Origin of the sequence: Saccharothrix longispora (genome assembly GCF_030852425.1) — a bacterium.
Classification (GTDB): Bacteria; Actinomycetota; Actinomycetes; order Mycobacteriales; family Pseudonocardiaceae; genus Actinosynnema; species Actinosynnema longispora.
Map to the genome: position 1 here is coordinate 562,761 of NZ_NSDM01000003.1, position 21,817 is coordinate 584,577.

General features: G+C 75.6%; 20 protein-coding genes and 1 pseudogene. 14 read left to right on the forward strand and 7 right to left on the reverse strand.

Features of this window, described 5'->3' with window-relative positions:
• Positions 1 to 13 precede the first annotated feature (13 nt).
• From CKY47_RS10480 to CKY47_RS10490, 3 genes are read right to left on the reverse strand one after another with little or no spacing between them, the layout of a single operon-like run.
• Positions 14 to 658: a response regulator gene (locus CKY47_RS10480; RefSeq protein WP_306745495.1), complete on the reverse strand. Its 645-nt coding sequence runs from the start codon at positions 656 to 658 to the stop codon at positions 14 to 16.
• Positions 655 to 1,647, reverse strand: coding sequence for a sensor histidine kinase (locus CKY47_RS10485; RefSeq protein ID WP_306745496.1), 993 nt, complete (start codon positions 1,645 to 1,647; stop codon positions 655 to 657). Before CKY47_RS10485 ends, CKY47_RS10480 begins: the two co-directional genes overlap by 4 nt.
• Entirely contained in the window at positions 1,644 to 3,044 is a 1,401-nt protein-coding gene (locus CKY47_RS10490) for a serine hydrolase domain-containing protein (RefSeq protein WP_306745497.1), read from the reverse strand. The genes CKY47_RS10485 and CKY47_RS10490 overlap by 4 nt, the downstream gene beginning before the upstream one ends.
• A 259-nt stretch (positions 3,045 to 3,303) precedes the next feature.
• On the opposite strand from CKY47_RS10490, the gene CKY47_RS10495 reads away from it, so the two are divergent.
• The 7 genes from CKY47_RS10495 (at position 3,304) to CKY47_RS10525 (ending at position 10,149) form a co-directional block, all read left to right on the forward strand.
• Positions 3,304 to 4,365, forward strand: a complete 1,062-nt coding sequence (locus CKY47_RS10495; protein WP_306745498.1) for a sensor histidine kinase — start codon at positions 3,304 to 3,306, stop codon at positions 4,363 to 4,365.
• Complete coding sequence (locus tag CKY47_RS10500; RefSeq protein WP_306745499.1) at positions 4,358 to 5,443, forward strand: hypothetical protein; 1,086 nt, start codon at positions 4,358 to 4,360, stop codon at positions 5,441 to 5,443. The genes CKY47_RS10495 and CKY47_RS10500 overlap by 8 nt, the downstream gene beginning before the upstream one ends.
• Complete coding sequence (locus CKY47_RS10505) at positions 5,428 to 6,078, forward strand: response regulator transcription factor (protein WP_306745500.1); 651 nt, start codon at positions 5,428 to 5,430, stop codon at positions 6,076 to 6,078. Before CKY47_RS10500 ends, CKY47_RS10505 begins: the two co-directional genes overlap by 16 nt.
• Positions 6,079 to 6,160: 82 nt before the next feature.
• Positions 6,161 to 6,811 (forward strand): hypothetical protein, encoded by a 651-nt coding sequence (locus CKY47_RS10510; protein WP_306745501.1) that lies wholly within the window; start codon positions 6,161 to 6,163, stop codon positions 6,809 to 6,811.
• Positions 6,812 to 6,927: 116 nt separating this feature from the next.
• Positions 6,928 to 8,244 carry a glycoside hydrolase family 6 protein gene (locus CKY47_RS10515; protein WP_306745502.1) on the forward strand — a complete coding sequence of 439 codons (1,317 nt, stop codon included), beginning with the start codon at positions 6,928 to 6,930 and terminating at the stop codon, positions 8,242 to 8,244.
• Positions 8,245 to 8,420: 176 nt separating this feature from the next.
• On the forward strand, positions 8,421 to 9,638 hold the full coding sequence (locus tag CKY47_RS10520) for an MFS transporter (RefSeq protein WP_306745503.1): 1,218 nt from the start codon (positions 8,421 to 8,423) through the stop codon (positions 9,636 to 9,638).
• A 103-nt stretch (positions 9,639 to 9,741) separates the two neighbouring features.
• Positions 9,742 to 10,149, forward strand: a complete 408-nt coding sequence (locus tag CKY47_RS10525) for a RidA family protein (RefSeq protein ID WP_306745504.1) — start codon at positions 9,742 to 9,744, stop codon at positions 10,147 to 10,149.
• A 9-nt stretch (positions 10,150 to 10,158) separates the two neighbouring features.
• On the opposite strand, the gene CKY47_RS10530 is transcribed toward CKY47_RS10525, so the two are convergent.
• Positions 10,159 to 10,542, reverse strand: coding sequence for a VOC family protein (locus CKY47_RS10530; RefSeq protein ID WP_306745558.1), 384 nt, complete (start codon positions 10,540 to 10,542; stop codon positions 10,159 to 10,161).
• A 114-nt stretch (positions 10,543 to 10,656) separates the two neighbouring features.
• Between CKY47_RS10530 and CKY47_RS10535 the strand changes: the two genes are divergently transcribed.
• On the forward strand, positions 10,657 to 11,034 hold the full coding sequence (locus CKY47_RS10535) for a hypothetical protein (protein ID WP_306745505.1): 378 nt from the start codon (positions 10,657 to 10,659) through the stop codon (positions 11,032 to 11,034).
• 39 nt (positions 11,035 to 11,073) lie between these two features.
• Positions 11,074 to 12,621, forward strand: a complete 1,548-nt coding sequence (locus tag CKY47_RS10540; RefSeq protein WP_306745506.1) for a helix-turn-helix domain-containing protein — start codon at positions 11,074 to 11,076, stop codon at positions 12,619 to 12,621.
• Here CKY47_RS10540 and CKY47_RS10545 read toward each other — a convergent pair.
• Together CKY47_RS10545 and CKY47_RS10550 are read right to left on the reverse strand one after the other, a co-directional pair.
• Positions 12,555 to 13,379, reverse strand: a complete 825-nt coding sequence (locus tag CKY47_RS10545; RefSeq protein WP_306745507.1) for a hypothetical protein — start codon at positions 13,377 to 13,379, stop codon at positions 12,555 to 12,557. The two genes, CKY47_RS10540 and CKY47_RS10545, sit on opposite strands and share 67 nt — an antisense overlap.
• Before the next feature lie 241 nt (positions 13,380 to 13,620).
• Positions 13,621 to 14,868 (reverse strand): annotated as a pseudogene (locus CKY47_RS10550) (BTAD domain-containing putative transcriptional regulator); the annotation flags it as partial.
• 292 nt (positions 14,869 to 15,160) lie between these two features.
• On the opposite strand from CKY47_RS10550, the gene CKY47_RS10555 reads away from it, so the two are divergent.
• Both CKY47_RS10555 and CKY47_RS10560 read left to right on the forward strand, forming a co-directional pair.
• The gene (locus tag CKY47_RS10555; RefSeq protein WP_306745508.1) at positions 15,161 to 15,508 is read left to right on the forward strand and encodes a hypothetical protein; all 348 of its coding nucleotides are present in this window, start codon (positions 15,161 to 15,163) and stop codon (positions 15,506 to 15,508) included.
• On the forward strand, positions 15,505 to 15,672 hold the full coding sequence (locus CKY47_RS10560; RefSeq protein ID WP_306745509.1) for a hypothetical protein: 168 nt from the start codon (positions 15,505 to 15,507) through the stop codon (positions 15,670 to 15,672). Before CKY47_RS10555 ends, CKY47_RS10560 begins: the two co-directional genes overlap by 4 nt.
• 92 nt (positions 15,673 to 15,764) lie before the next feature.
• On the opposite strand, the gene CKY47_RS10565 is transcribed toward CKY47_RS10560, so the two are convergent.
• Positions 15,765 to 17,051, reverse strand: coding sequence for a COG1470 family protein (locus tag CKY47_RS10565; protein WP_306745510.1), 1,287 nt, complete (start codon positions 17,049 to 17,051; stop codon positions 15,765 to 15,767).
• Between the two features lie 150 nt (positions 17,052 to 17,201).
• On the opposite strand from CKY47_RS10565, the gene CKY47_RS10570 reads away from it, so the two are divergent.
• From CKY47_RS10570 to CKY47_RS10580, 3 genes are all read left to right on the forward strand, one after another.
• On the forward strand, positions 17,202 to 17,825 hold the full coding sequence (locus CKY47_RS10570; RefSeq protein WP_306745511.1) for a helix-turn-helix transcriptional regulator: 624 nt from the start codon (positions 17,202 to 17,204) through the stop codon (positions 17,823 to 17,825).
• A 228-nt stretch (positions 17,826 to 18,053) separates the two neighbouring features.
• Positions 18,054 to 21,092: a hypothetical protein gene (locus CKY47_RS10575; protein ID WP_306745512.1), complete on the forward strand. Its 3,039-nt coding sequence runs from the start codon at positions 18,054 to 18,056 to the stop codon at positions 21,090 to 21,092.
• A gap of 28 nt (positions 21,093 to 21,120) precedes the next feature.
• Positions 21,121 to 21,807 carry a Pvc16 family protein gene (locus CKY47_RS10580; RefSeq protein WP_306745513.1) on the forward strand — a complete coding sequence of 229 codons (687 nt, stop codon included), beginning with the start codon at positions 21,121 to 21,123 and terminating at the stop codon, positions 21,805 to 21,807.
• Positions 21,808 to 21,817 lie beyond the last annotated feature (10 nt).

Genomic DNA, 21,817 nt, shown 5'->3' on the forward strand with positions numbered 1-21,817 from the left:
CCGGGTCGGGGGCTCAGCCGGTCAGCCCGGCCTCGTGGGCGAGGATCGCGGCCTGCACGCGGTTGGCCACGTCCAGGGTGTTCAGGATCGCGCTGACGTGCGCCTTCACCGTGCCCTCGGCCAGGTTGAGCCGCCGGGCGACCTCCTGGTTGGACCGGCCCTCCCCCACCAGGGCGAGCACGTCGCGCTCCCTCGGCGTCAGCGCCGCCACGCGTTCCCGGGCCCGGCGGCCCGCCCGGCCGCCGCGCAGGTCCGCGACGACGCGCCGGGCGATCCGGGGCGACAGGTACGCGCCGCCCTCGGCCACCGCCCGCACGCCGATCAGCAGCTCGCGCGGGTCGGACGCCTTGAGCAGGAACCCGTCCGCGCCGTCGTCCAGCGCCGCGGCCACGTACTCGTCCTCGTCGAACGTGGTCAGCACGACCACCGCCACGCCGGGCAGGGTGCGGCGCAGCTCGCGGGCCGCCGCCAACCCGTCCTGGCGCGGCATCCGGATGTCCAGCAGCACGACGTCCGGCCGGTGTGCCCGCGCGAGGGCCACGGCCTCGTGGCCGTCACCGGCCTCGGCCACGACCTCGATGCCGGGGTCGGTGTCGAGGATCGCCCGCACGCCCGCGCGGACCAGCGCCTCGTCATCCGCCAGCAGCACCCGGATCACGCTTCCTCCTCCACAGTGGACTCGAACGGCATTCGGGCCGCCACGGTGAAGTCCGGGTCCCGCCGGACCACCAGTTCACCGCCCAGCACCCGGACGCGCTCGGCCAGGCCGGCCAACCCCGTGCCCCCGTTCCCGACCGCGCCGTTCCCTCCTGGGCCGCTCACGGGGTTCGACACGGTCACCAGCACCTCGTCCGCGCACCGGTCCACCCGCACCGACACCGGTCGGCCCGGCGCGTGGCGGGCCGCGTTGGTCAGCGCCTCCTGCACCACCCGGTGCACGGCGCGGTCCACCAGCGGCGGCAGGGCGGGCGACCCGGTGCGGGTCAGCACGACCGGGAGGCCCGCGTCGGCCGCGCGCCCGACCAGGTCCTCCACCGGCTCGTCCGGCGTGCCCACCGGGGTGGCGCCCTCGCGCAGGACGCCGAGCGTGTGCCGCAGCCGATCGGTGGCGTGGACGGCCGACGCGCGCAGCTCGGCCGCCGCCCGGCAGACCCGGTCCGTGTCGGCGGTCAGCTCCAGCGCGCCCGCCCGCAGCGCGATCAGCGCCAGCTCGTGGCCGAGCGAGTCGTGCATGTCGGTGGCGATCCGGGCGCGCTCCCGCAGCCCGGCCTGCTCGGCGACCAACTCCTGCGCCCGTTCGAGCTGCGCGATGCGCTCCCGGCCCGCGGTGATCAGCTCGGCCTGCTGGCGGCGGAACAGGCCGACGAGCCTGGGCAGCACCACGAACACGGCCAGGCTGGCCAGCACGCCCATGCCCTCCGGGATCGCCACGACCCCGACGGCCACCCCCACCGCCGCCGCCGAGCCCAGGACCGCGCCGCCGCACCGGGTGGGCAGGTGGCGGCCGTGCAGGTAGGAGGCGACGGCCAGGGCGATGAACAGCAGCTGCCGCCAGAGGGGCAACGCGTCGGTGTCCAGCCCGTTGAGCACGGCGACCACCGCGAGCGCCGCCAGGGCCACGCCGTTCCCCACCGGGCCGTTCCTCACCGGGCGGACTGTACCGACCGCAGCCGCGCCACCCGGGCGACCGCCACGACCAGCCCGGACAGGGCCGCGACGCCCAGGGCGATCGTCAACGGGGCCGCGAAGTACGTCAGCTGCTCCCAGGTCACCGTGCGGCCCGACGAGACCACCTCGATCGAGTACGGGTAGGCCGCGAACACCGCGACCGGCAGCAGCACGGGCACCAACCGCGCCGCCGCACGCCACCGCGCGGTCCCCGCGCGCCGCTCCGCCCACCGCCGGGCCCGCCGCACGCCCACCACGGCCAGTGCCGCCGAGGCCGCCGCGACGAGCCCCAGCACCAGCTCGAACGCCTGCCGACCGCCACCCGGGTCCTCGGGCCGCCCACCCCCGGCGATCGCCGCCAGGCCCTCCAGGACCGGGTAGGTGTCGTCCTGCACGCCCGCGCCGTTGGTCAGCACCGCGAAGCCGTGACCGGTGCCCGGCACGATCGCCTGCACGGCGTTGTAGGTGAACAGGTTGCCCGAGTGGGTGAGCCGGCCGGCGTCGTCGGGCGCCCAGCCCATCGCGTAGTCGTCCACAGTGGACGGCATGTGCATCGTGCGCGACCCCTCGGCGGACACGAGCCGCGTCCCGTACCCGTTCTGGGACACCAGCCACCGGCCCAGGTCGGCGGCCGTCGTGATGACGCCGCCCGCGCCGCTGTCGTCGTGGAACCCGGGCATCTCCGGCCTCGGCACCCACGCGCCGAACAGCGAGTTGTAGCCGTCGGCGGGGCGCAGTTCGTCGTCCGACACCGCGCTGCGGGACATGCCGAGCGGCGCGAACACCGCCTCGCGCAGGTAGTCGCGGAACCGCCGGCCGCTCGCCACCTCCACCAGGCGCGCGGCCAGGTCGTAGTTCACGTTGCAGTACCGGTAGCGGGTGCCCGGGTCGTCCGCCAGCGAGGCGGCGTGCAGCCGGGACGCGTAGTCGGCGAGCGACGTCGCGTCCCGCAGCGCCTCGGTGTCGACGGTGGTGTCGGAGAGGCCGGACGTCTGGTTGAGCAGGTGCCGCGCGGTGATCCGCTCGTGGCGCGGGTCGGCCATCGTGAAGCCGGGCAGCCGCGCGGCGACCGGCTCGTCGAGCGCGATCCGACCGTCCTCGACGAGCGTCATGACCGCCATCGCGGTGAACGACTTGCTGACCGACGCGATCCGCATCGGCGTGTCGGCGGTGACCGGGTTCCCGTCCGAGTCGTGCCCGAAGCCGGTGGCGAGCACGACGCGGTCGCGGTGCGTCACGACGGCCGCCAAGCCGGGCAGGCCGGTGCTGCGCGCGGCGCGTTCCAGGTAGTCCTCGAAGTCGGTGGCCGGGTCGGCGTGCGCCGCGGGAACAGGTGCGGCCAGGACCAGCACCAGGGCGGTGATCAGGTATCTCACCCCGGGAACGCTACGAACCGGTCGGGAGCGCGGACATCTGCCGACCGACCCGCGCCACCCCCGACGAAGGTCAGGGGTCCCCGCGAGTCGCGCGCTCACGACCGGCCGTGCCCGCGTGAACGTGGAACTCACGGGTCCTGAACGTTGGACTCACGGGTCCTGAACGTTGGACACGCCGGGTGTGTGGTGGGCCGGGGAGGGGGTCGGGCGGGTGTGGGGGTGTCCTGCCGCACCGGTGGGGCCGGCTTAGAGTCGGTGCGTGCGCGGGCCGGTGGAGGAGTGGTTCCTGGCCGCCGTCGCGCGGTTCGCCGGGCCGGTGCGCGGGGTCGGGGTGGCGCTGCTCAGCGCGTTCGGCGTGCTGTCGGTGCCGGACGGCGGGGTGTGGATCGCGCTCGCCGTGCTCGGGCTGGTGCTGCTGGGGGTCGTCGCCGACTTCGCGGGGCCCCGGGTGGCGTTCGTGCCGGCCCTGGTGCGGGTGGTGGCGGTGTGCGCGGCGCACGGGGTGGTCGGGGGCAGCGAGCAGTGGGCGTTGAACGTGCTGACCACCACCGCCGTGACGTTGCAGTGGGAGTGGTCGGCCCGGGTCACGGTGCCCGCCACGGCCCTGCTGCTGGTCGTGCACGGGTCGGCGGTCGGGTGGAGCGGCACGGCCGTGCTGCGGGTCGTGGTCGAGTGCGCGTTGGCCCGGGGCGCGTTCGTGCTGCTGCGCCGGTCCACGCGCCGGGTGGACGGGTTGCGGGCCCGGCGGGCGGCGTCGGAACGGGCCGAGGCGGTCGCGGTGGAGCGGCGGCGGCAGGAGCGGGAGTACCTGGCGCTGCTGCACGACACGGCGTCGGCGACGTTCCTCGTGGTCGCGGTGGGTGGCGCGGACCCGGCGGAGGTCGCGGGGTACGCGCGACGCGACCTGGAGCTGTTGAGCGGGAGCGCGAGCGGGGCGCCCCGGGAGAGCGTGGTGGACGTGGGGGCGGCCGTGCGGGCCGTCGTGGAGCGTTCGCCGTTGCGGGTCGAGGCCGGCCTGGGGACCGTGCTGGTGCCGCCCGCGGTGGCGTTGGCGCTGGTCCGGGCGGTGCGCGAGGCCCTGGTCAACGTCGAGCGGCACGCCGGGGTGGCCGAGGCCGCGGTCACCGTGCTGCCGGTCGGCGGCGGTGTCGAGGTGGTGGTGCGCGACGCGGGGCGCGGGTTCGACGTGGCGGCGGTGTCCGAGCACCGGCGGGGCATCCGCGGTTCGGTGGTCGAGCGGGTGGCGGCGGTCGGCGGGCGCGCGGAGGTCGTGTCCGGCGCCGGCGGCACGACGGTGCGGTTGGCGTGGTCGCGTGACTGAGACCGGCCCCGACGGGATCGCGACCCTGCGGCGGGTGCTGCTGGTCGTGACGGCGGTCGTGCAGGTCAGCCTGGGGGTCCCGCCGCTGGTGAGCCACCCTCACGGGCCGGGCGCCGTGATCTCGTTCGTCGTGCTGGGGCTGGTCGCGGTGGTGTGCGCGTTCTGGGTACTGCCCCGCCGGCCGCTGCCGTGGCCGGTGGCGGCGCTCGGCACCGCGGCCGTGCTCGCCGCCTCGGTCGCGGCCACGGCCGCGCTGCCGCCGGACGGCCACTTCCTCGACGCGCACTGGTCGTACGGCCTCGTCGGCTGGCACCTGCTGGTGCTGCTGGTCGACCGCGTCCCGCTGCTGCTGGCCGCGCTGGGCGCGCACACGGCGCTCGACGTGGCGCAGTTCGCGCTGGCCGGGACGCCGGACCGGGAGGAGATCGGCGGCGCGGGCGTGGTCGTCCTGGGCGTCACCAGCTTCCAGCTCGGTGTGCTCCTGCTCACCCGGGCCCTGGTGCGCACGGCCCGCCAGGCCGCCGAGGCCGCCGCCGAGCGGGAGCGCGCCGAGACCCGCACCGCCCTGGCCCGGCGGTGGGAGGAGGACCTGCGCGCCGGGTTCGCCGGGCAGCTCGGCGCCACCGTGCCGCTGCTCGCGGACCTGGCGGACGGCGTCCTCGACCCGCGCGCCGAGGAGACGCGGTCGCGGTGCGCGCTCGCCGCCACCCAGCTGCGCCGGCTGTTCGCGGAGAACGACGACGTGCCCGACCCGCTGGTGCACGAGGTGAGGGCGTGCGTGCACGTCGCCGAACGGCGGGGGCTGGCCGTGTCGCTGGCGGTCAGCGGCGCGCCGGTGCCGGTGCCGACGGACGTGCGGCGGGAGCTGACCGGGCCGGTCGCGGTGGCGTTGTCGGGGGCGCGGGAACGGGCCCGGGTGAGCCTGCTGCGGACCGGGACCGAGGTGCGGGTGGCGGTCATCACCGACGGCGTGGCGGGATCGACGGGCGACGGGGGAACCGCGACGGGCCGGGTCGAGGTCGAACGGGGCACGTACGGTGGGCAGGCGCGGATGGAGGCCAGATGGCGGACGAGCTGACCGCGGTCGTCGTGGACGATCACCCGGCGGTGCGCGCGGGGGTCGCCTACTGGCTGTCGTCGGGCGCTCCACCGATCACCGTGGTCGCGGCCGGCGAGGACGTGCGGGCGGCGTGGCTGGGCGAGGGCGCGCGGGCCGACGTGGTGATCCTCGACCTGCACCTGGGGGGGCCGACGCCGGCGCTGGGCGACCTGCGGCGGCTCGTGGAGGCGGGGCGGCGGGTGGTCGTGTACTCGATGCGCGCCGACGACGAGATCGCGCTCCAGTGCCTGGAGCTGGGCGCGCTGTGCTACCTGACCAAGGCGGAGGGCGCGGAGCACCTGGTGCAGGCGACCCGCGCGGCGGCGGCGGGCAGGCCGTACACGCCGCCGTCGCTGGCGGGGGCGCTCGCGGGCGACCGGTCCGACCACCGGCCCGCGCTGTCGGCGCGCGAGGTCGAGGTGCTCGTCGAGTGGTTCCAGTCCGAGTCGAAGGACTTCGTGGCGCAGCGCCTGGGGATCTCGCTGAGCACGGTCAACTCGCACCTGGAGCGCATCCGGATCAAGTACGCCCTGATCGGGCGGGAGGCGCCGACCAAGGCGGCGCTGGTGGCGCGGGCGATCCAGGACGGTCTGATCGGCGTCGACGACCTCTGAGCCCCCTGTGGTGCGAACGACCGACGCGGGACTGCACCGATCGACGCTAGTGTCGCGGTGCCCTTCGACCCGAGGAGTCGCCTTGACGCACGTCCGCACCGCCCTGCTCACCGCCACCTGCGCGTCCGCCCTGCTGCTGTCGGCCTGTGGCGGCGACACGGACGGCACGCCGGTGTCCGTGCCGACGGGTGGTGCCACGACGGGCAGCGCGGCCGAGGAGACCACCTCGTCGTCGGCCGCGCCCTCCCCCTCCACCTCCGCGAAGGACGTCCCGGCCGGCGACGTGACCGCGCCCGGCACGGAGCTGGCGGTCGGCGACCGGGCCGTCGTCCCCTTCAAGTACGGCACGGACAAGACCGGCACCATCGCGGTCACGGTCACCGCGATCGAGCAGGGCGCCAACGCCGACCTGGCGAAGTTCGGCGACAAGGCCAAGGGCATCACGCCGTTCTACATCCGCGTGTCGGTGGAGAACGTGGGCGGCACGGACCTGTCCTACAGCTCGGTGAGCCTGCGCGGCCTCGGCGCGGACGGCAAGGGCAGCGGCGTGATCATCAGCGGCGACACGGACAAGTGCGAGTCGGAGACCGCCGCGCGCGACTTCACGACCGCCGGCGCGAAGTACGAGACGTGCGTGCTCTCGGCGGCCCGCGAGGGCTCGGCGATCACCGGGGCGAGCTTCGACAAGGGCGGCGACGCCTACGTGGACGACCCCATCGTCTGGAAGAACTGACCCGGAACGCCTCCGCGATCGGCGTCCGTTCGGCGCTGATCCGCGCACCGCGCCGGCGGTATCGTGGTGGCACACCGCCTCCCGTCACGCTGTCGCGATGCCCGGAGGTCCGTCCGATGACACCACTGGCGCGGCTCGCTGCCGCCCTGGTCACCCTCGCCGCCGCCCTGGTCTGGAACCCGCCGGCCCAGGCCGTCGGCCGCGTCGACAACCCGTACGCCGGGGCGCGCCCGTACGTGGACCCGCAGTGGTCCGCCCGCGCCGCCGCCGAACCCGGTGGCGGCGCCGTCGCCGGTGAACCGACCGCCGTGTGGCTGGACAGCATCGCGTCCGTCCACGGCCGGAACGGCCGGATGGGCCTGCGCGACCACCTCGACGAGGCGCTGCGCCAGGGCGCGGACCTCGTCCAGCTCGTCCTCCGCAACGCGCCGGGCCGCGACTGCGGGTGGCTGTCGACGAACGGCGAGCTGGCCGCGGACGAGCTGCCGCGCTACCGCGCCGAGTTCGTCGACCCGATCGCCGACGTCCTGGCCGACCCGGCGTACGCGGGCCTGCGGGTCGTCGTGGTGGTCGAGCCGAACTCGCTGCCGTTCCTGGTGACGCACGTGCTGCCGGAGGCCGACCCGACGCCGCGCTGCGAGGAGGTGAAGGCGAACGGCGCGTACGTGGGCGCGGTCGGCTACGCGCTGGCGCGGCTCGGCGCGATCGGCACCACGTACTCCTACCTCGACATCGGCCACCACGGCTCGTTGGGCTGGTCGTACTACCGCGAGCCGTTCACCGCCCTGCTGCTGACGACGGCGAACACCGCGGGCAGCACGACCGCCGACGTGCACGGGTTCGTCGCGAACACGGCGAACTACTCGGTGCTGCGCGAGGAGCACATCACCAAGTCCACCATCGCGGGCCAGCCGATCCTCCAGAGCAGGTGGGTGGACTGGAACCCGTTCATCGACGAGCTGTCCTACGCGGACGCAGTGCGGCGGCACCTGGTCGCGGCCGGGTTCCGCGCGGGCGCGGGTGTCGTGGTCGACACCTCCCGCAACGGCTGGGGCGGGCCTGCGCGGCCGACCGGGCCGGGGTGGGAGCTGAACGTCGACACCTACGTCGACGGCGGGCGGCTCGACCGGCGGCTGAGGATCGGGAACTGGTGCAACCAGGCCGGCGCGGGGCTGGGCGAGCCGCCGACCGCGTCCCCCGCGCCGGACGTCGACGCCTACGCGTGGCTGAAGCCGCCGGGCGTGTCGGACGGGGCGAGCATCCCGATCCCGACCGGTGACGAGAGCTTCAACCGGATGTGCGACCCGACCTACACCGGCTTGCCGGACTCGACGCCGGACCCGACCGGCGCGCGGCCGGACTCGCCGCCGGCCGGGCAGTGGGACGCCGGCCAGTTCCGCGACCTGCTGCGCAACGCCCACCCGCCCCGCTAGGCCGCCTGCCCCGCTGGGCCGCCTGCCCCGCTGGGCCGCCTGTCCCGCCGGCCGCCTGTGAGGAGCGGCACGCGGGCCGGGCGGGCCCGGGCCGGTAAAATCGTTTCAGTAGCTAATCAGTTCTGATCAGGTCCGGTCACCGTCGACGCGGGACACGGTGACAGGAGCGCATGCGCATGACCACGACCGCGGAACCGTCGACGACCCGCCGGGGCGGCGCCACCGCCGCGATGGGCGCGATGGCGCTGGGCGGGTTCGCCATCGGCACCACCGAGTTCGCGACGATGGGCCTGCTGCCGCAGGTGGCGGAGACGTTCGACATCTCCATCCCCACCGCGGGCCACGCGATCAGCCTGTACGCGCTGGGCGTCGTGGTCGGGGCCCCGCTCATCGCCGGGCTCGCCGCGAAGCTGCCGCGCAAGGGCCTGCTGATCGCGCTGACCATCGCCCTGGCGGTCGGCAACGGGCTGTCGGCGCTGGCCCCGAACACCACGCTGCTGATGGTGTCCCGGTTCGTGGCGGGCCTGCCGCACGGTGCGTTCTTCGGCATCGCGGCCGTGGTCGCCACGACGCTCGTGCCACCGGAGCGGCGGGGCACCGCGGTCGCCCGGATCATGGTCGGCCTGACCGTGGCCAACCTGGTCGGCGTGCCCGTCGCCACCGCCGCCGGGCAGCAGATCGGCTGGCGGGTGGCGTACCTGGCGGTGACGGTGATCGCGCTGTTCACGACGCTGTCGCTGGCGAGGTGGCTGCCCCGCATCCCGGCCGCGCGGGACGCGGGCGTGGCCGCCGAGCTGCGCGCGTTCCGCCGCCCGCAGGTGTGGTTCGCGCTGGTCACCGGCATGATCGGGTTCGGCGGCATGTTCGCCGTCTACTCCTACATCTCGCCGATCACGACCGAGGTGACCGGACTGCCCGGCTCGGCCGTGCCGTGGGCGCTGGCGACCTTCGGCCTGGGCATGACGCTCGGCGCGATGACGGGCGGGCGGTTCATCGACCGGTCCGTGATGGGCAGCGTGTTCGGCGGGTTGATCGTGACCGCCGCCGTGCTGGTGGCGTTCGCGCTGACCGCGACCGTGCCCGTGCTCGCGTTCACCCTCGTGTTCCTGCTGGGCTACGTGACGCAGGTGCTCGCGGCAGCGTTGCAGGTGCGGCTGATGGACGCCTCGCCGGACGCGCCGTCGCTCGCCTCGTCGTCGAACCACGCGGCGCTGAACCTCGCCAACGGCGCGGGCGCGTGGCTGGGCGGGCTCGCCATCGCGGCGGGCTGGGGCTTCACCTCGACCGCGTGGGTCGGCGTGGCGCTGAGCCTGGCCGGGCTGGCCGTGGCCGCGCTGTCGGTCGTGGTCGAGCGCCGCTCGGCGGCCCGCGCGCCGGAGTACGCGGCGTCCTGAACGTCGAACTCGGGGTGCGCGAACGTACGACTCGCGCGGCCTGGACGCACGACTCGCGGGGCGGCATAGGATTTCGCGGTCGCGTCCGTCGTGGAGGGGTGCCGTGGGCAAGGCCGTCAGGTTGATCCGTTCGTCCCGGTTGTCCGACGTCGCCGAGTACGCCTACGCGGCAGCGGTGGCCGCCGGGGCGCGGCTGGTGTTCCTGGCCGGGGCCTGCCCGCTGGACGAGGACGGGAACACGGTCGCGGTGGGCGACTACGCCGGTCAGGCCGCGCGGGCCGTGGAGAACATGCGGATCGCGCTGGAGGACGCGGGGGCCGGGATCGAGGACGTCGTCAGCACGCGCGTGCTCGTCGCCTCCACCCGGCAGGCCGACCTGGTGACGGCGTGGGAGGTGGTGCGCGCCGCGTTCGGCGACCACGACGTGCCCAGCACGCTGCTCGGCGTCACCGTCCTGGGGTACGACGACCAGCTCGTCGAGATCGAGGCCGTGGCCGCCCTCCCCGGGTGAGCCGGCGGGTCAGCAGACGCAGAACTCGTTGCCCTCCGGGTCGCGCAGCACGCCGAAGTAGTCGTCGCGCTCGTCGGTGGTGCGCATGTGCGTGGCGCCCAGCGCGACGAGCCGGGCCACCTCGGCGTCGACCAGGGGGACGCGGACGGCCTTGGGGGTGCCGCGCGGGCCGCCCGCCCGGACGTCCAGGTGCACGCGGTTCTTGCCGTACTTCAGCTCCGGGACCCGCTGGAACAGCACGCGCGGGCCGTCGGGGGCGACGATCGAGGCCCAGTCGCCCTCCACGTCCCCGGTGCCGGTGTCCTCCAGCGCGTACCCGAGCACCTCCGCCCAGAAGGCGGCCTGGGCGCCCGGATCGCGGCAGTCGACCACGACTTGCAGCTCCTTCGCCATGCCGGCGATCATGCCAGGCGGCAGCGGTGCCGCGGGGCGGTCGGCCGCCGGGACGCGAGCGGCCCTGCCGCCGCGCCGGGCGACGGGTGAACCGCCTGATCTAGCATCCGGTGCGTGGACCGAACGCGCCTGGGTGCCTGGACGACTCTCGGCTTGGCGGTGCTCCACGCGCTGTCCGCCCTGTTCAGCGGGGTGTCGGTGGAGCTGGTGGGGTTGGCGCTCGCCGTCAACGCCGCGGCCGCCGCCTCGGCGGTCCGGCTGCTGCGCCGCCCCGACCGCAACCGGTGGCCGCTGACCGCGTGGACGGCGGGCTTCTTCGGCTGGCACGCCACCGGTCTGGTCACCCTGGCCGGTCTGGTCACCACCGAGCTGGACGCCGTGTTCACGGTCGCCTCGGACGCGCGGCTGTCGGTGCTCCACCAGGCGGTCCTCACCACGGCGGCGGCGTTCGCGGTGCACTTCCTGCTCCCCCGGCCCGCCGGTCGACCCTGACCACAGGCGTATCTCATATATGAGATACGGTTCCGCCCCGTGACGGATGACCACGACGGTTCCAAGCCCTACCTGGCGCGCATCGGCGGCCTGATCCGCGACTCCCGCAGGCACCGCGGGTGGACGCAGGCGCAGCTGGCGGAGGCGCTGTCCACCAGCCAGAGCGCGATCAACCGGATCGAGCGCGGCCACCAGAACCTCAGCGTGGACATGCTGGCGCGGATCAGCGAGGCGCTCGACTCGGGCATCGTGACGCTCGGCCAGGCCGCCCCGACGCACCTGCGGGTCACCGGCGGTCGCACGCTCTCCGGCTCCATCAGCGTCAAGACCAGCAAGAACGCGGGCGTGGCGCTGCTGTGCGCGTCGCTGCTCAACGCGGGCCGCACGACCCTGCGCAAGGTCGCCCGCATCGAGGAGGTCAACCGCATCCTGGAGGTGCTGAACAGCATCGGGGTGCGGACCCGCTGGCTGAACGAGGACAACGACCTGGAGATCGTGCCGCCCGCGAAGCTCGACCTGGCCGGCATCGACGTCGAGGCGGCCCGGCGCACGCGCAGCATCATCATGCTGCTGGGTCCCCTGCTCCACCACGAGGACGCCTTCGAGCTGCCCTACGCGGGCGGCTGCGCGCTGGGCACCCGCACCGTCGAGCCGCACCTGGTGGCGCTGCGCCCGTTCGGCCTGGAGGTGAAGGCCGTGGCGGGGCAGTACCACGTCGCGGTCGACCGCGGGGTCGGGCCGACGCGGCCGATCGTGCTGACCGAGCGCGGTGACACGGTGACCGAGAACGCCCTGATGGCCGCCGCGCGGCGGGACGGCGTCACCGTCATCCGCAACGCCAGCCCCAACTACATGGTCCAGGACCTGTGCTTCTTCCTGGGCGAGCTGGGCGTGCGGATCGAGGGCGTCGGCACGACCACGCTCACCGTGCACGGCGTCGGCGAGGTGGACCGGGACATCGACTACTCGCCGTCCGAGGACCCGATCGAGGCGATGAGCCTGATCTCCGCCGCGATCGTCACCTCGTCGGAGGTGACCGTGCGGCGCGTGCCGATCGAGTTCATGGAGATCGAGCTGGCGCTGCTGGAGGAGATGGGGCTCGACCACGACCGGTCGGCCGAGTACGCGGCGGCCAACGGGCGCACCAGGCTCGTGGACGTCACCGTGCGGCCGTCGCGGCTCAAGGCGCCGATCGACAAGATCCACCCCATGCCGTTCCCCGGCCTGAACATCGACAACCTGCCGTTCTTCGCGCTGATCGCGGCGACGGCGCAGGGCTCCACGCTGATCCACGACTGGGTCTACGAGAACCGGGCGCTGTACCTGACCGAGCTGACCAAGCTGGGCGCCAAGGTGACCCTGCTCGATCCGCACCGGGTGTACGTGGAGGGTCCGACGCACTGGTCGGGCGCGGAGGTCATCTGCCCGCCCGCGCTGCGCCCGGCGGTGGTGGTGCTGCTGGCCATGCTCGCCGCGAAGGGCACCTCGGTGCTGCGCAACGTCTACGTGATCAACCGCGGCTACGAGCAGCTGGCCGAGCGGCTGAACCTGCTCGGGGCCGACATCAGCACGTTCCGGGACATCTGAGCGCGGTCGGGGCGGCCCGGCCGCGGGGCCCGCGCGGTCGGGTGCGGCTCGGGCTCGTCGGCAGGGTTCCCGTCCGCAGGGTTCCCGTCGGCAGGGGCGGGACCGGGGTCGGCGGGGTCGGCGGCCAGGGCGCGCAGCGCCGCGCCCACCGGGTCGCGCGCCAGGCGTGACCGCACGCGGCCGAGCGCGGTGAGCACGGCCGCGCGCTGCCGGACGTCGGCGGGTTCGGTGTCCGCCGCCCGCGCCAGCAGGTCGGCGGCGGCGCGCGGGGTGCGTTCGACCAGGGTCGCGTGGTGGGCCACCAGCCAGGCCAGCACCCAGGCGTCGACCGGGACGGGTTCGGCGACGAGGTGCTCGGCGACGCGCTCCACCGGGGCGCCCGCCGACGCCAGCGCCTCGGCCGCCTGCCGGTGCAGGGCCGTGCGCACGGGCGTCGACAGGCTGTCGTGCAGCGCCATCCGCAGGTACGGGTGGCGGAACGCCAGGTGCTCGCCCGCCTCGACGACGACGGCGGCGGCGGCGGCCTCGTCGAGCGGGTGCGCGAGGTCGAGCACCGGCCGACCGGTCACCGCCGCCAGCTCGGGCACCCGGAACTCGACGCCGAGCAGCGCCGCGGACCGCAGCACGTCGCGGGCCTCGGCGGAGAGGACGTCGAGCGAGCGGCCCACGGCGGACAGCAGCGACGGCGGCACCTCGCCCGCGGCGGCGGCGTCCACGTCGGCGACGCCGTCCACGACCCGGACCGCGTCGCGCCGCACCAGGGCGTGCGCGACCTCCCGCAGGTACAGCGCCGGGGCGCGCGCCGACGACGTGGCCGACCAGCTGCTCGGCCTCGTCCGCCGCGAGCGGTCCCAGCGTCGCCACGTGGCCCCGCCGCGCCTCCACGCCGCGCCGCACGCGGGCCAGCTCCGCTCGGCCGGGGTCGGGGCGCAGGGCGGCCACCAGCAGCAGCGGCAGCTGGTGGGTGACGGCCGCGAGCCGGTGCCAGAGCACCACGCTCGCGTCGTCGGCCCACTGGAGGTCGTCGACCACCAGCACCAGGGGCGAGCGGGCGCACGTGCGGTCCACCAGCGCGAGGAGCCGGTCCACGGCCGCCGCCACCGGGTCGGTGGGCCCCCACCCGCCGTCGGGGTGCGCGTCCGGCGAGGCGGGCGCGACGTCCAGGCACTCCATGAGCACGTGCAGCGGGAACCTCATGCCGAGTTCGTCGGCGGCGGCCCAGCCGACCTGGCAGCCGCGGTCGGCCGCGTCGGCCAGGGACCGCGCCAGGAGGGCGGACTTGCCGATGCCGGGTTCGCCCTCCAGCCACACCACCGCGCCGCGCCCGTCGAGCACGTCGGTCACCAGGGACCGCAGCAGCGCCGTTTCGGCGTGCCGGCCGACGAACGCGTCGGCGGACGCGGACACCACCCGCGGCGGGACCACGACGAGGCGCGGCTCCGGCGGGGTGGCGGCGCGGGGTGCGGGCGGCGGACCGGACGGGGTCGCCGGGGCGTCCGCGCCGCCCAGGATCACCCGGTGCAGCTCGCGCAGCCCCGGCCCCGGCTCGATGCCCTGGTCCGCGACCAGGGCGCGGCGCGCCTCCCGGTAGGCGTCGAGCGCCTCGGCGTGCCGGCCGGCCCGGTGCAGGGACAGCATCAGCAGCTCGCGCAGCGACTCCCGCCACGGGTGCTCGCGGACCAGCGCGCCCGCCTCCGCGGCCACCTCGGCGTGCTCGCCCAGTTCCAGCGCGGCCCGCGCCCGCGCCTCCAGCGCGCCCACCCGCAGCTCACCGAGCCGCCGGCGCTCGGCCTCGGCGAACGGCCCGGTCACCCCGTCGTACGCGCCGCCGCGCCACAGGCCGAGCACGTCGTCCAGCACGGCCCTGGCACGCGCCCACTGCCCCGACCCCAGCAACCGCTGCCCCTCGACCCGGCCGCGCTCGAACGCCGCCACGTCCAGCGCGTCCTCCGCCAGGCGCAGCGAGTAGCCCGCCGGTCGGGACACCAGGAGGTGCCTGGCCGGTCCGAGCGCCCGCCGCAGACCGGACACGTACGTGTGCAGGCTGCCGACCGCCCCGGCGGGCGCCGCGTCCCCCCAGACGCCGTCGAGCAGCTCCTCGCGCGACACCACCCGGTTCGCCCGGCCCGCCAGCAGCGCGAACACCGTGCGCTGCCGGGCGGGGCCCAGGCCGCGCTCCGCGTCGCCGAGCCAGGCCCCGACCGGGCCCAGCAACCGCACCCGCAGCACGCCGTCGTCCATCGGCATCCCCGTTGCCTCCCCTGATCGTCCCCACGCAGCATGGCCACGCACGGTGGGTGCCCAGGGTTCAGAATCCGCCCTGTTTCACCCCTTCGGCCGAGCACGACAGGCGGTTCGCGGTCGATCGACAGCATCGCGACAGGTACGGACGGGCAGACCTGCGCCGGTGGCCTGTACCCGCGTCCCGGCACGTGGTGGGCTCGGGGCGACAACTGGTGAGGGCTCCCGGAAGGGGCGGCGGCCCCGGTGCCCGTACGGAGGTGCGATGGCTGTGCGACCCGACGGGGACGGAGGTCGCGTGGCGGACGGTTCCACGCGGGAGAGGTTCGCGGGCGACCTGTTCCTCGACCTGGCCGACAAGGGGTGGCTGGTGGTCGAGCCGGACGAGGCCGAGCGGGTCGTCGCCGAACTGCTGCGCACCCTCGACGTCGTCCGGTCCCGGGTGCGGCGGCTGGAGGTGTCGCGCCGGTTGCGCGAGGCGCCCGGGGAGGACGTCGCACCGGACGTGGCGCAGTTCGCGGTCGACACGGTGTTCGCCGAGCAGGTGACGGCGGGCACGTGGGAACGCGCGCTCGTCGAGCTGCCCAAGTACGTCGAGGCGTTCCGGATCGCCGCCCGCAACGCCGAGCGAACCCCCCGGCGGTGAGCCGCCCGGAAGGTCTCGCCGCGTCGGACCTGAACGCCGAGCTGACGGCGGCGCGCGGCGAGCTGAACCGCTACCGCGACCTCGGGGACGACGCGACCGCCGACCTGATGCGGGCGTGGATCGACGCCCTGCTCGACGAGTGGAACCGCCGCTACCCCCGCTGAACGCACGAGGGGGTGCGCCGGAGCCCGGCGCACCCCTCTTCCCCGCTGTCGGGGTCCCGTCAGCGTCGGGGTCCATCAGTGTCAGGGTCCCATCAGGGCAGCTCGCTCAGCACCCCGCTGACGTTGAGCAGCTGCGCGCAGCCCGACGCCTGCTGCCCGCTCGCCGGCGTGCCCGGTCGCGCACAGGTCACCGTGGCGGTGACGGTGCCGTTCGCCGGGATGTCGATGGGCGTCACCCAGTGGTAGTCCTGGTTGCGGAAGGTCTCCAGCGCGATGGTGGTGATGGTGCGCTCGCCGAACGCGATGGTGAGCACGCCCTCGTCGCCCTGGTGGTTGGCCAGCACGATGTCGCTGATGTGGAACATCCGGCCGTCCGGGACGACGTACGCGCCGGTGGTCTGCTGACCGGGGGCGGTGGTGACCTCGATGGTGGCGGAGCTCTGCCGCCCGGGGCCGAACCCCGTGCCCTGTCCCTGTCCCTGCCCCTGCCCCTGGCCTTGGCCCTGTCCTTGGCCTTCTCCCTGCCTGCCTTGGCCCTGCGGGTCCTGACCGGCGGGCCGGTCCGCCGGGGGCACCGGGGCCTCGCCGGCCTGCGCGATCTCCCTCGCCCGCTCGTCGGTGGCCTCGCGCGCCGCGCTGCGCACCGCCGGGCGCACGAGGAACAGCCACAGCAGCAGCAGCGCCAGCAGCGCCGCGAGCAGGGACAGCAACCAGCGGGCCAGGATCGGCAGCTGGACCAGTTCTGCCGACAGGTCGTGCTCGTGCCGCTCGTCCGCGGCGAGCGCGACGACCTCGGGCCGCACCGGCCAGACGACGGGCTTGCCGAACCACAGCAGCTTCGCCACCCGCACGCGCAGGTCGAGGTCGACGTGCCCGCCCGGTTCCACGGTGGACGGAGTGGTGGTCGTGGTGTGCCGGAGGTGGTCGTCCTTCTCCGGCACGGCGACGGTCACCGACACCGGCGTGTTGCCCTCGTTGCGCACCTCGACGCGGTACCGGGCGCTGCGCCAGGCCCGCCGACGCCGGGGCACGACCCGGGCGCGCTGCGCGGCGAACGGCTCGACGACGACGGTGGTCTCGGTCACCACCGCCGATTCGGGCCGTTCCGCGGGCAGCACGCGCACCGCCAGCGGCACCTCGCCCGCGCGCACCAGGGGTGAGCGCGGTGGGCGCAGCACCAGGGAGACCTGCTCGGACGTGCCGGGGAACAGCGAGAGCCGCCCCGGTTCGACGGTGGTCCAGGGGGCGCACTCGCCCACCACCTCGAACTCGTACGCCTCGACGATGTCGCTGTCGTTGCGCACCGTCATCGTGGTGCGGGTCTCCTGACCGGGCGTGACGGCCACGGTGGGGAGACCGAACTCGGTCGTTGTGGTCACCCCGCGAACGTAGGGATACGTCATCCGGCCGCGGCAGGGAGAAAAGGGCACGGTACGGGCAATCCCGTGCACCCGGGGCCCGTGCGGCTGCCCGCGCGCCCACCCCCGCCGCCACGATGGCGGCACGACGGTTCTCGCAGGAGGGGTGGCATGAGCAGAATCCCGGTGGCCGTGTACGCGGAGGACCCGGTGCTGCGGGTGGGCATCACCCAGCAGTTGCGCCCGCGTCCCGAGGTGGAGGTGCTGCGGCAGGACGAGGAGTCCCGCGCGGTCGTGGCCCTCGTGGTGGTGGATCGGGTCGACGACGCCGCGACCCGGTTGCTGCGCCGCCTGCGGCACGCGGAGGAGACGCGCACGGGCCTGGTGGTGGGGCGCTTCGACCACGACTCGTTGCAGACCACGATCGACTGCGGCGTCGCGGGCGTGCTGCGGCGCGCGGAGGCGGACCAGGACCGGCTGGTGCGCGTGGTGACCGCGTTGGCGCGGGGGGAGTCCGTGCTGCCGGGCGACCTGCTGGGCAGGCTGCTCGACCACGTGGGTCGGTTGCAGCGCAGCGTGCTCGACCCGAACGGCCCGTCCCTGTCCACCCTGACCCCGCGCGAGACCGACATGCTGCGGCTGGTGGCCGAGGGCTTCGACACGGGCGAGATCGCGGCGAAGACGTCGTTCTCCGAGCGGACGGTCAAGAACGTGCTGCACGAGGTGACCACGCGCCTCCAGCTCCGCAACCGCGCGCACGCCGTCGGTTTCGCCCTGCGCCACGGCCTGATCTGAGCCGGGAGTCCAACCCCCGGGTCGCGAGAGTCCGACGTCCGGGAGCCGTGAGTTCTTCGTTCAGGACTCACGGCGTCGGGCGTGAACGTAGAACTCACCGGACCTGGAGGGTGGACTCCCGGTTGCCCTTTGGGGACGGAGGTGTTCCTGAGGAGTGCCCCTGCGGCCCTCGGCTCGGCGGGGCGCCGGTGGCGACGATCCTGCTGACCGACGGAGGTGGAGAACGTGGTGGGATGGCTGCGAAGCCCGCGCCTGGCCGTGACGGCCGCGGTGGTGCTGCTGTGCGGTGCGGTCGTGGTGGTGGCGCAGGAGCGCGCCACGTCGGCGGCGGCGCAGGGGGAATCGCCGGCGGTGGGCCGGATCGCCTTCGCGGGCACCGGGCACCGGAGCCTCGGCGCGGTGACGTCGCCCGTGCCCGACCGGCTGGGCGCCAGTGCGCCGCTGCTGGGCGCCGGGCCCGCGCACCACGACGACCGGCCGTCCGCGCGCGGCGGCCTCGTGGTGTTCACGAGCCTGCGCGACGAGCGCAGGCCCCAGGTGTACGTGCGGACCGCGGACGGGGCGGTGCGCCGCCTCACCGAGGGGCGCGACGCGGGCCGGCCGCGGTTGTCGCCGGACCTGCGGTCGGTGGTGTTCGACTCCGCCGAGGGCGGGCAGCGGGACCTGTGGCGCGTCGGCGTCGACGGCACCGGCCTGAGCAGGCTCACCGACACCCCGTACGACGAGACGTCGCCGTCGTTCTCGCCGGACGGCACGCAGGTCGCGTTCTCCGCCGATCCCGACGGGGACGCCGAGCTGTACCGGCGGCCGGTGGCGGGCGGCTCGCCCACCCGGGTCACCGACGAACCGGTGGGCGCGGCCGTCGAACCCGCGTGGAACCCCGTGGACGGCCGCCTCGCCTACACGCTCGACCGGGGCGACGGGGCGCCTCGACTGCGGGTGGTGGACGGCGGCCCGGTGCTCGGCGGCGACCAGGCCGGGTGGCGCGGCCGGTCGCCGGAGTGGCTGCCCGACGGCACGCGCCTGCTGTTCCTCAGCCTCGACCAGGTGTGCTCGTGCCCGGCCGACCCGAACGTGGAGAAGGTCTACCGCGTCGACACCGCGCCCGGCCTGCCGGTGACCGCGCCGCCCGACCTGCTGCTCGGCGAGGACCGCGTCGTCGGCACGCCCACGTGGCTGGTGGACCCGGCCGGCGAGCACCTCGTGGTCGGCCGCACCACCGCGCCGACCCGCTCCACCGCGGGCCTCCAGGACGTGCGGCCCGACGGCGCGGACCCGCGCGACCTCGGCGTGCCCGTGCTGCGCGAGGACCCCGGTGCGGTCGACGACCCGAACCTGCTGTTCCGCCCGCGCCCGGGCTTCGACCCGTGGACGCAGCGGCAGTCCTACTCCCCCGACGGGCGCACGATCGCGTTCAGCCGCTTCGAGGACGGCGACGGCGGGCGCGTGCAGCGGATCTGGCTGGTGGACGCCGACGGCGGCGACCCGCGACGGCTGCCGGTCGCCGACCGGGGCGCGGCGGACTGGGAGTTCGACGCCGCGTGGTCGCCGGACGGCCGCTTCCTCGCCTTCGCCCGCCGGACGCCGGGAGGTGTGCGCCCGGCGGGCGGCCCGAGCCGCGTGGTGGTCGTCGAGGTCGCGACCGGCGAGGTGGCGGGGCGCCTGCTGCCGCCGCCGGGGCAGGCGGACCGGGAGGACACGCAGCCCGCGTGGTCCCCGGACGGCCGCACGCTCGCGTTCACCCGCGGCCGGGTGTTCGACGGGCCGACGGCGGAGGTCCGGGACAACCACGTGTGGACGGCCCGCGCCGACGGCCTGGACGGGCAGCGCGACGTCTCCGCCGCGGTGTGCGGCTTCGACTGCGAGGTGACCGACGACAGCTCGGTGTTCAGCCCGGACGGCCGCACGCTGGCGTTCAACCGGGAGGCCGACGGCGTGCTGCTGGTGTCGGTCGGCGACGACGCCTGCACGGTGCTGTTCCCGCGCGGGCGCGACACCTGCGCCGAGCCGCTGGGCACGTCCGACGGGCCGTTCCAGCCGCGCGACGTGGCGTTCTCGCCGGACGGGTCGCGGGTCGCGCTGACCGCGCGGCGGGCGGGTGACGCGCGGTCGCCGGAGGAGCTGCTGCTGGTGTCGGTCGCCACGGGCGCGGTCGAGCGGATCACCACCGACCTGCCCGGCCGGCAGAAGGAGCCCACGTGGCAGCAGTCGGTGGACCTCGCGGTGCTCGCGCCCGCCGGCCTGCCGGACGCCGACACCGGCGCCACGACCCGCCTGGACGTGGAGGTGGTCAACCGCGGGCCGGCCGCCTCGCCGGGGAGCGCGCTGACCGTCGCCGTGCCCGGCGGGGTGCGGTTGGCCGCGCTGCGCCCGGACCGCGGCACGTGCGACGTGGCGGGGTTGCGCTGCGACCCCGGCGTGCTGGCCCCGGGGGACGTGGTGCGGGTGTCGGTGGAGCTGGTGGGCGTGGTCACCGGGCGGCACGAGCTGACGTGGTCGGTCGCGGGTCCGGTGCTCGACGCGCTGCCCACCGACAACGCCGCGACGACCGCCGTCCCGGTGCGCGACCCGGCTCCGGCGCCGCCGCCGCCCCCGCCGCCGCCCGCTCCCGCGCAGCCCGCCGCGGGGCCGTCGCTGGCCGTGGTGGTGCAGCCCGACCCGTCGTACGTGGGTGGGCGCGCGACGGTCACGTACACCGTCCGCAACGGCGGCGGCGGCCTGGCCACCGGGCTGCGGCTGGACTTCGCGCTGCCCGCGCGGGTGCCGGTCGCGGTCCTGCCGCCCGGCTGCTCGGTGACCGGTTGCCCGCTGCTGCCGGACCTCCCGCCCGGCGCGGCGCAGGTCGTGCAGGTGGTGCTGGCCCCGGACGCGCCGCTCCAGGGGGTCGCGCGCGGCGTGCTGCGCACCACCGGCACCGACGCCGACCCGGCCGACAACACCGCGAGCGCGCCGGTGCGCGTGCTGCTGCCCAGGATCGTGGCCGTGCCGCCGATCGGGGAACCGGGGTTCGTCACGTCCGTGCGCGGCGTGGACTTCCCACCCGGCGTGCCCGTGCGGCTGTCCTGGTCGCCCGGCATCACCGCGTCGGCCGCACCCGCGCTGCCGCGCGCGGACGGGGGGTTCGCCGCGCAGCTGCTGATCCTCCACAAGGACTCGACCGGTCCGCGCACGATCACCGCCGCCGGACCCGGTTTCCGGTCCGCGACCACCCCGTTCCTGGTGGTGCCGGGGTCCGTCCAGCCGCCGGACGTGGTGCGGCGCAGGTGATCCGGGACGACGACGAGGGAGGTGCCAGGTGATCCACGAGGTGGACGAAGCGATGCGCAAGCTGTTCGCGGCCGGCGACGTGCCGGGCGGCGGCGGTGATCTGGCGTTCGACCCGCCCACGACGGACTGGGTGGCGCGGCGCAACGCCCCGACGGTGAACGTGTTCCTCTACGACATCCGCGAGGACCTGTCGCGGCGCTCGACCGGCGCGCTGGCCGTGCACGAGGACGAGCACCTGGTCGGCCACCGCCGGCCGCCCCGCTGGTTCCGGTTGTCGTACCTGGTGACGGCGTGGACGAACCGGTCGCAGGACGGGCACCGGCTGCTGTCGCAGGCGTTGACGTGCCTGGTGGCGACCAACCGGTTCCGGGCGGAGTGGTTGACCGGCTCGTTGGCCGAGCTGGACCTGTCGGTGGGCGTCGAGGCGGGCGGGGCGGTGTCGGAGGGCCGTGCGGCGACGGACGTCTGGTCTGCGCTGGGCGGCGAGCTGAGGCCCGCGATCAACGTGGTGGTGACCGCGCCGGTCGTCGGCACGCTCGCCCCGGCCGCGCCGGCCGTGGACGGCCTGGTGCTGGTCGGTCCCTCCGCCGAGGAGGGCCGCAGGCTGCGCTACGACGGACCGGGGGACGGCGGGACGACCGGCGGTGGGTTCACCGCGCCCCGGCCGCGGCCGCTGCCCGCCGAACGCCGCCGCCACGCCGGACCGATCCGATGACCGCCGAGGT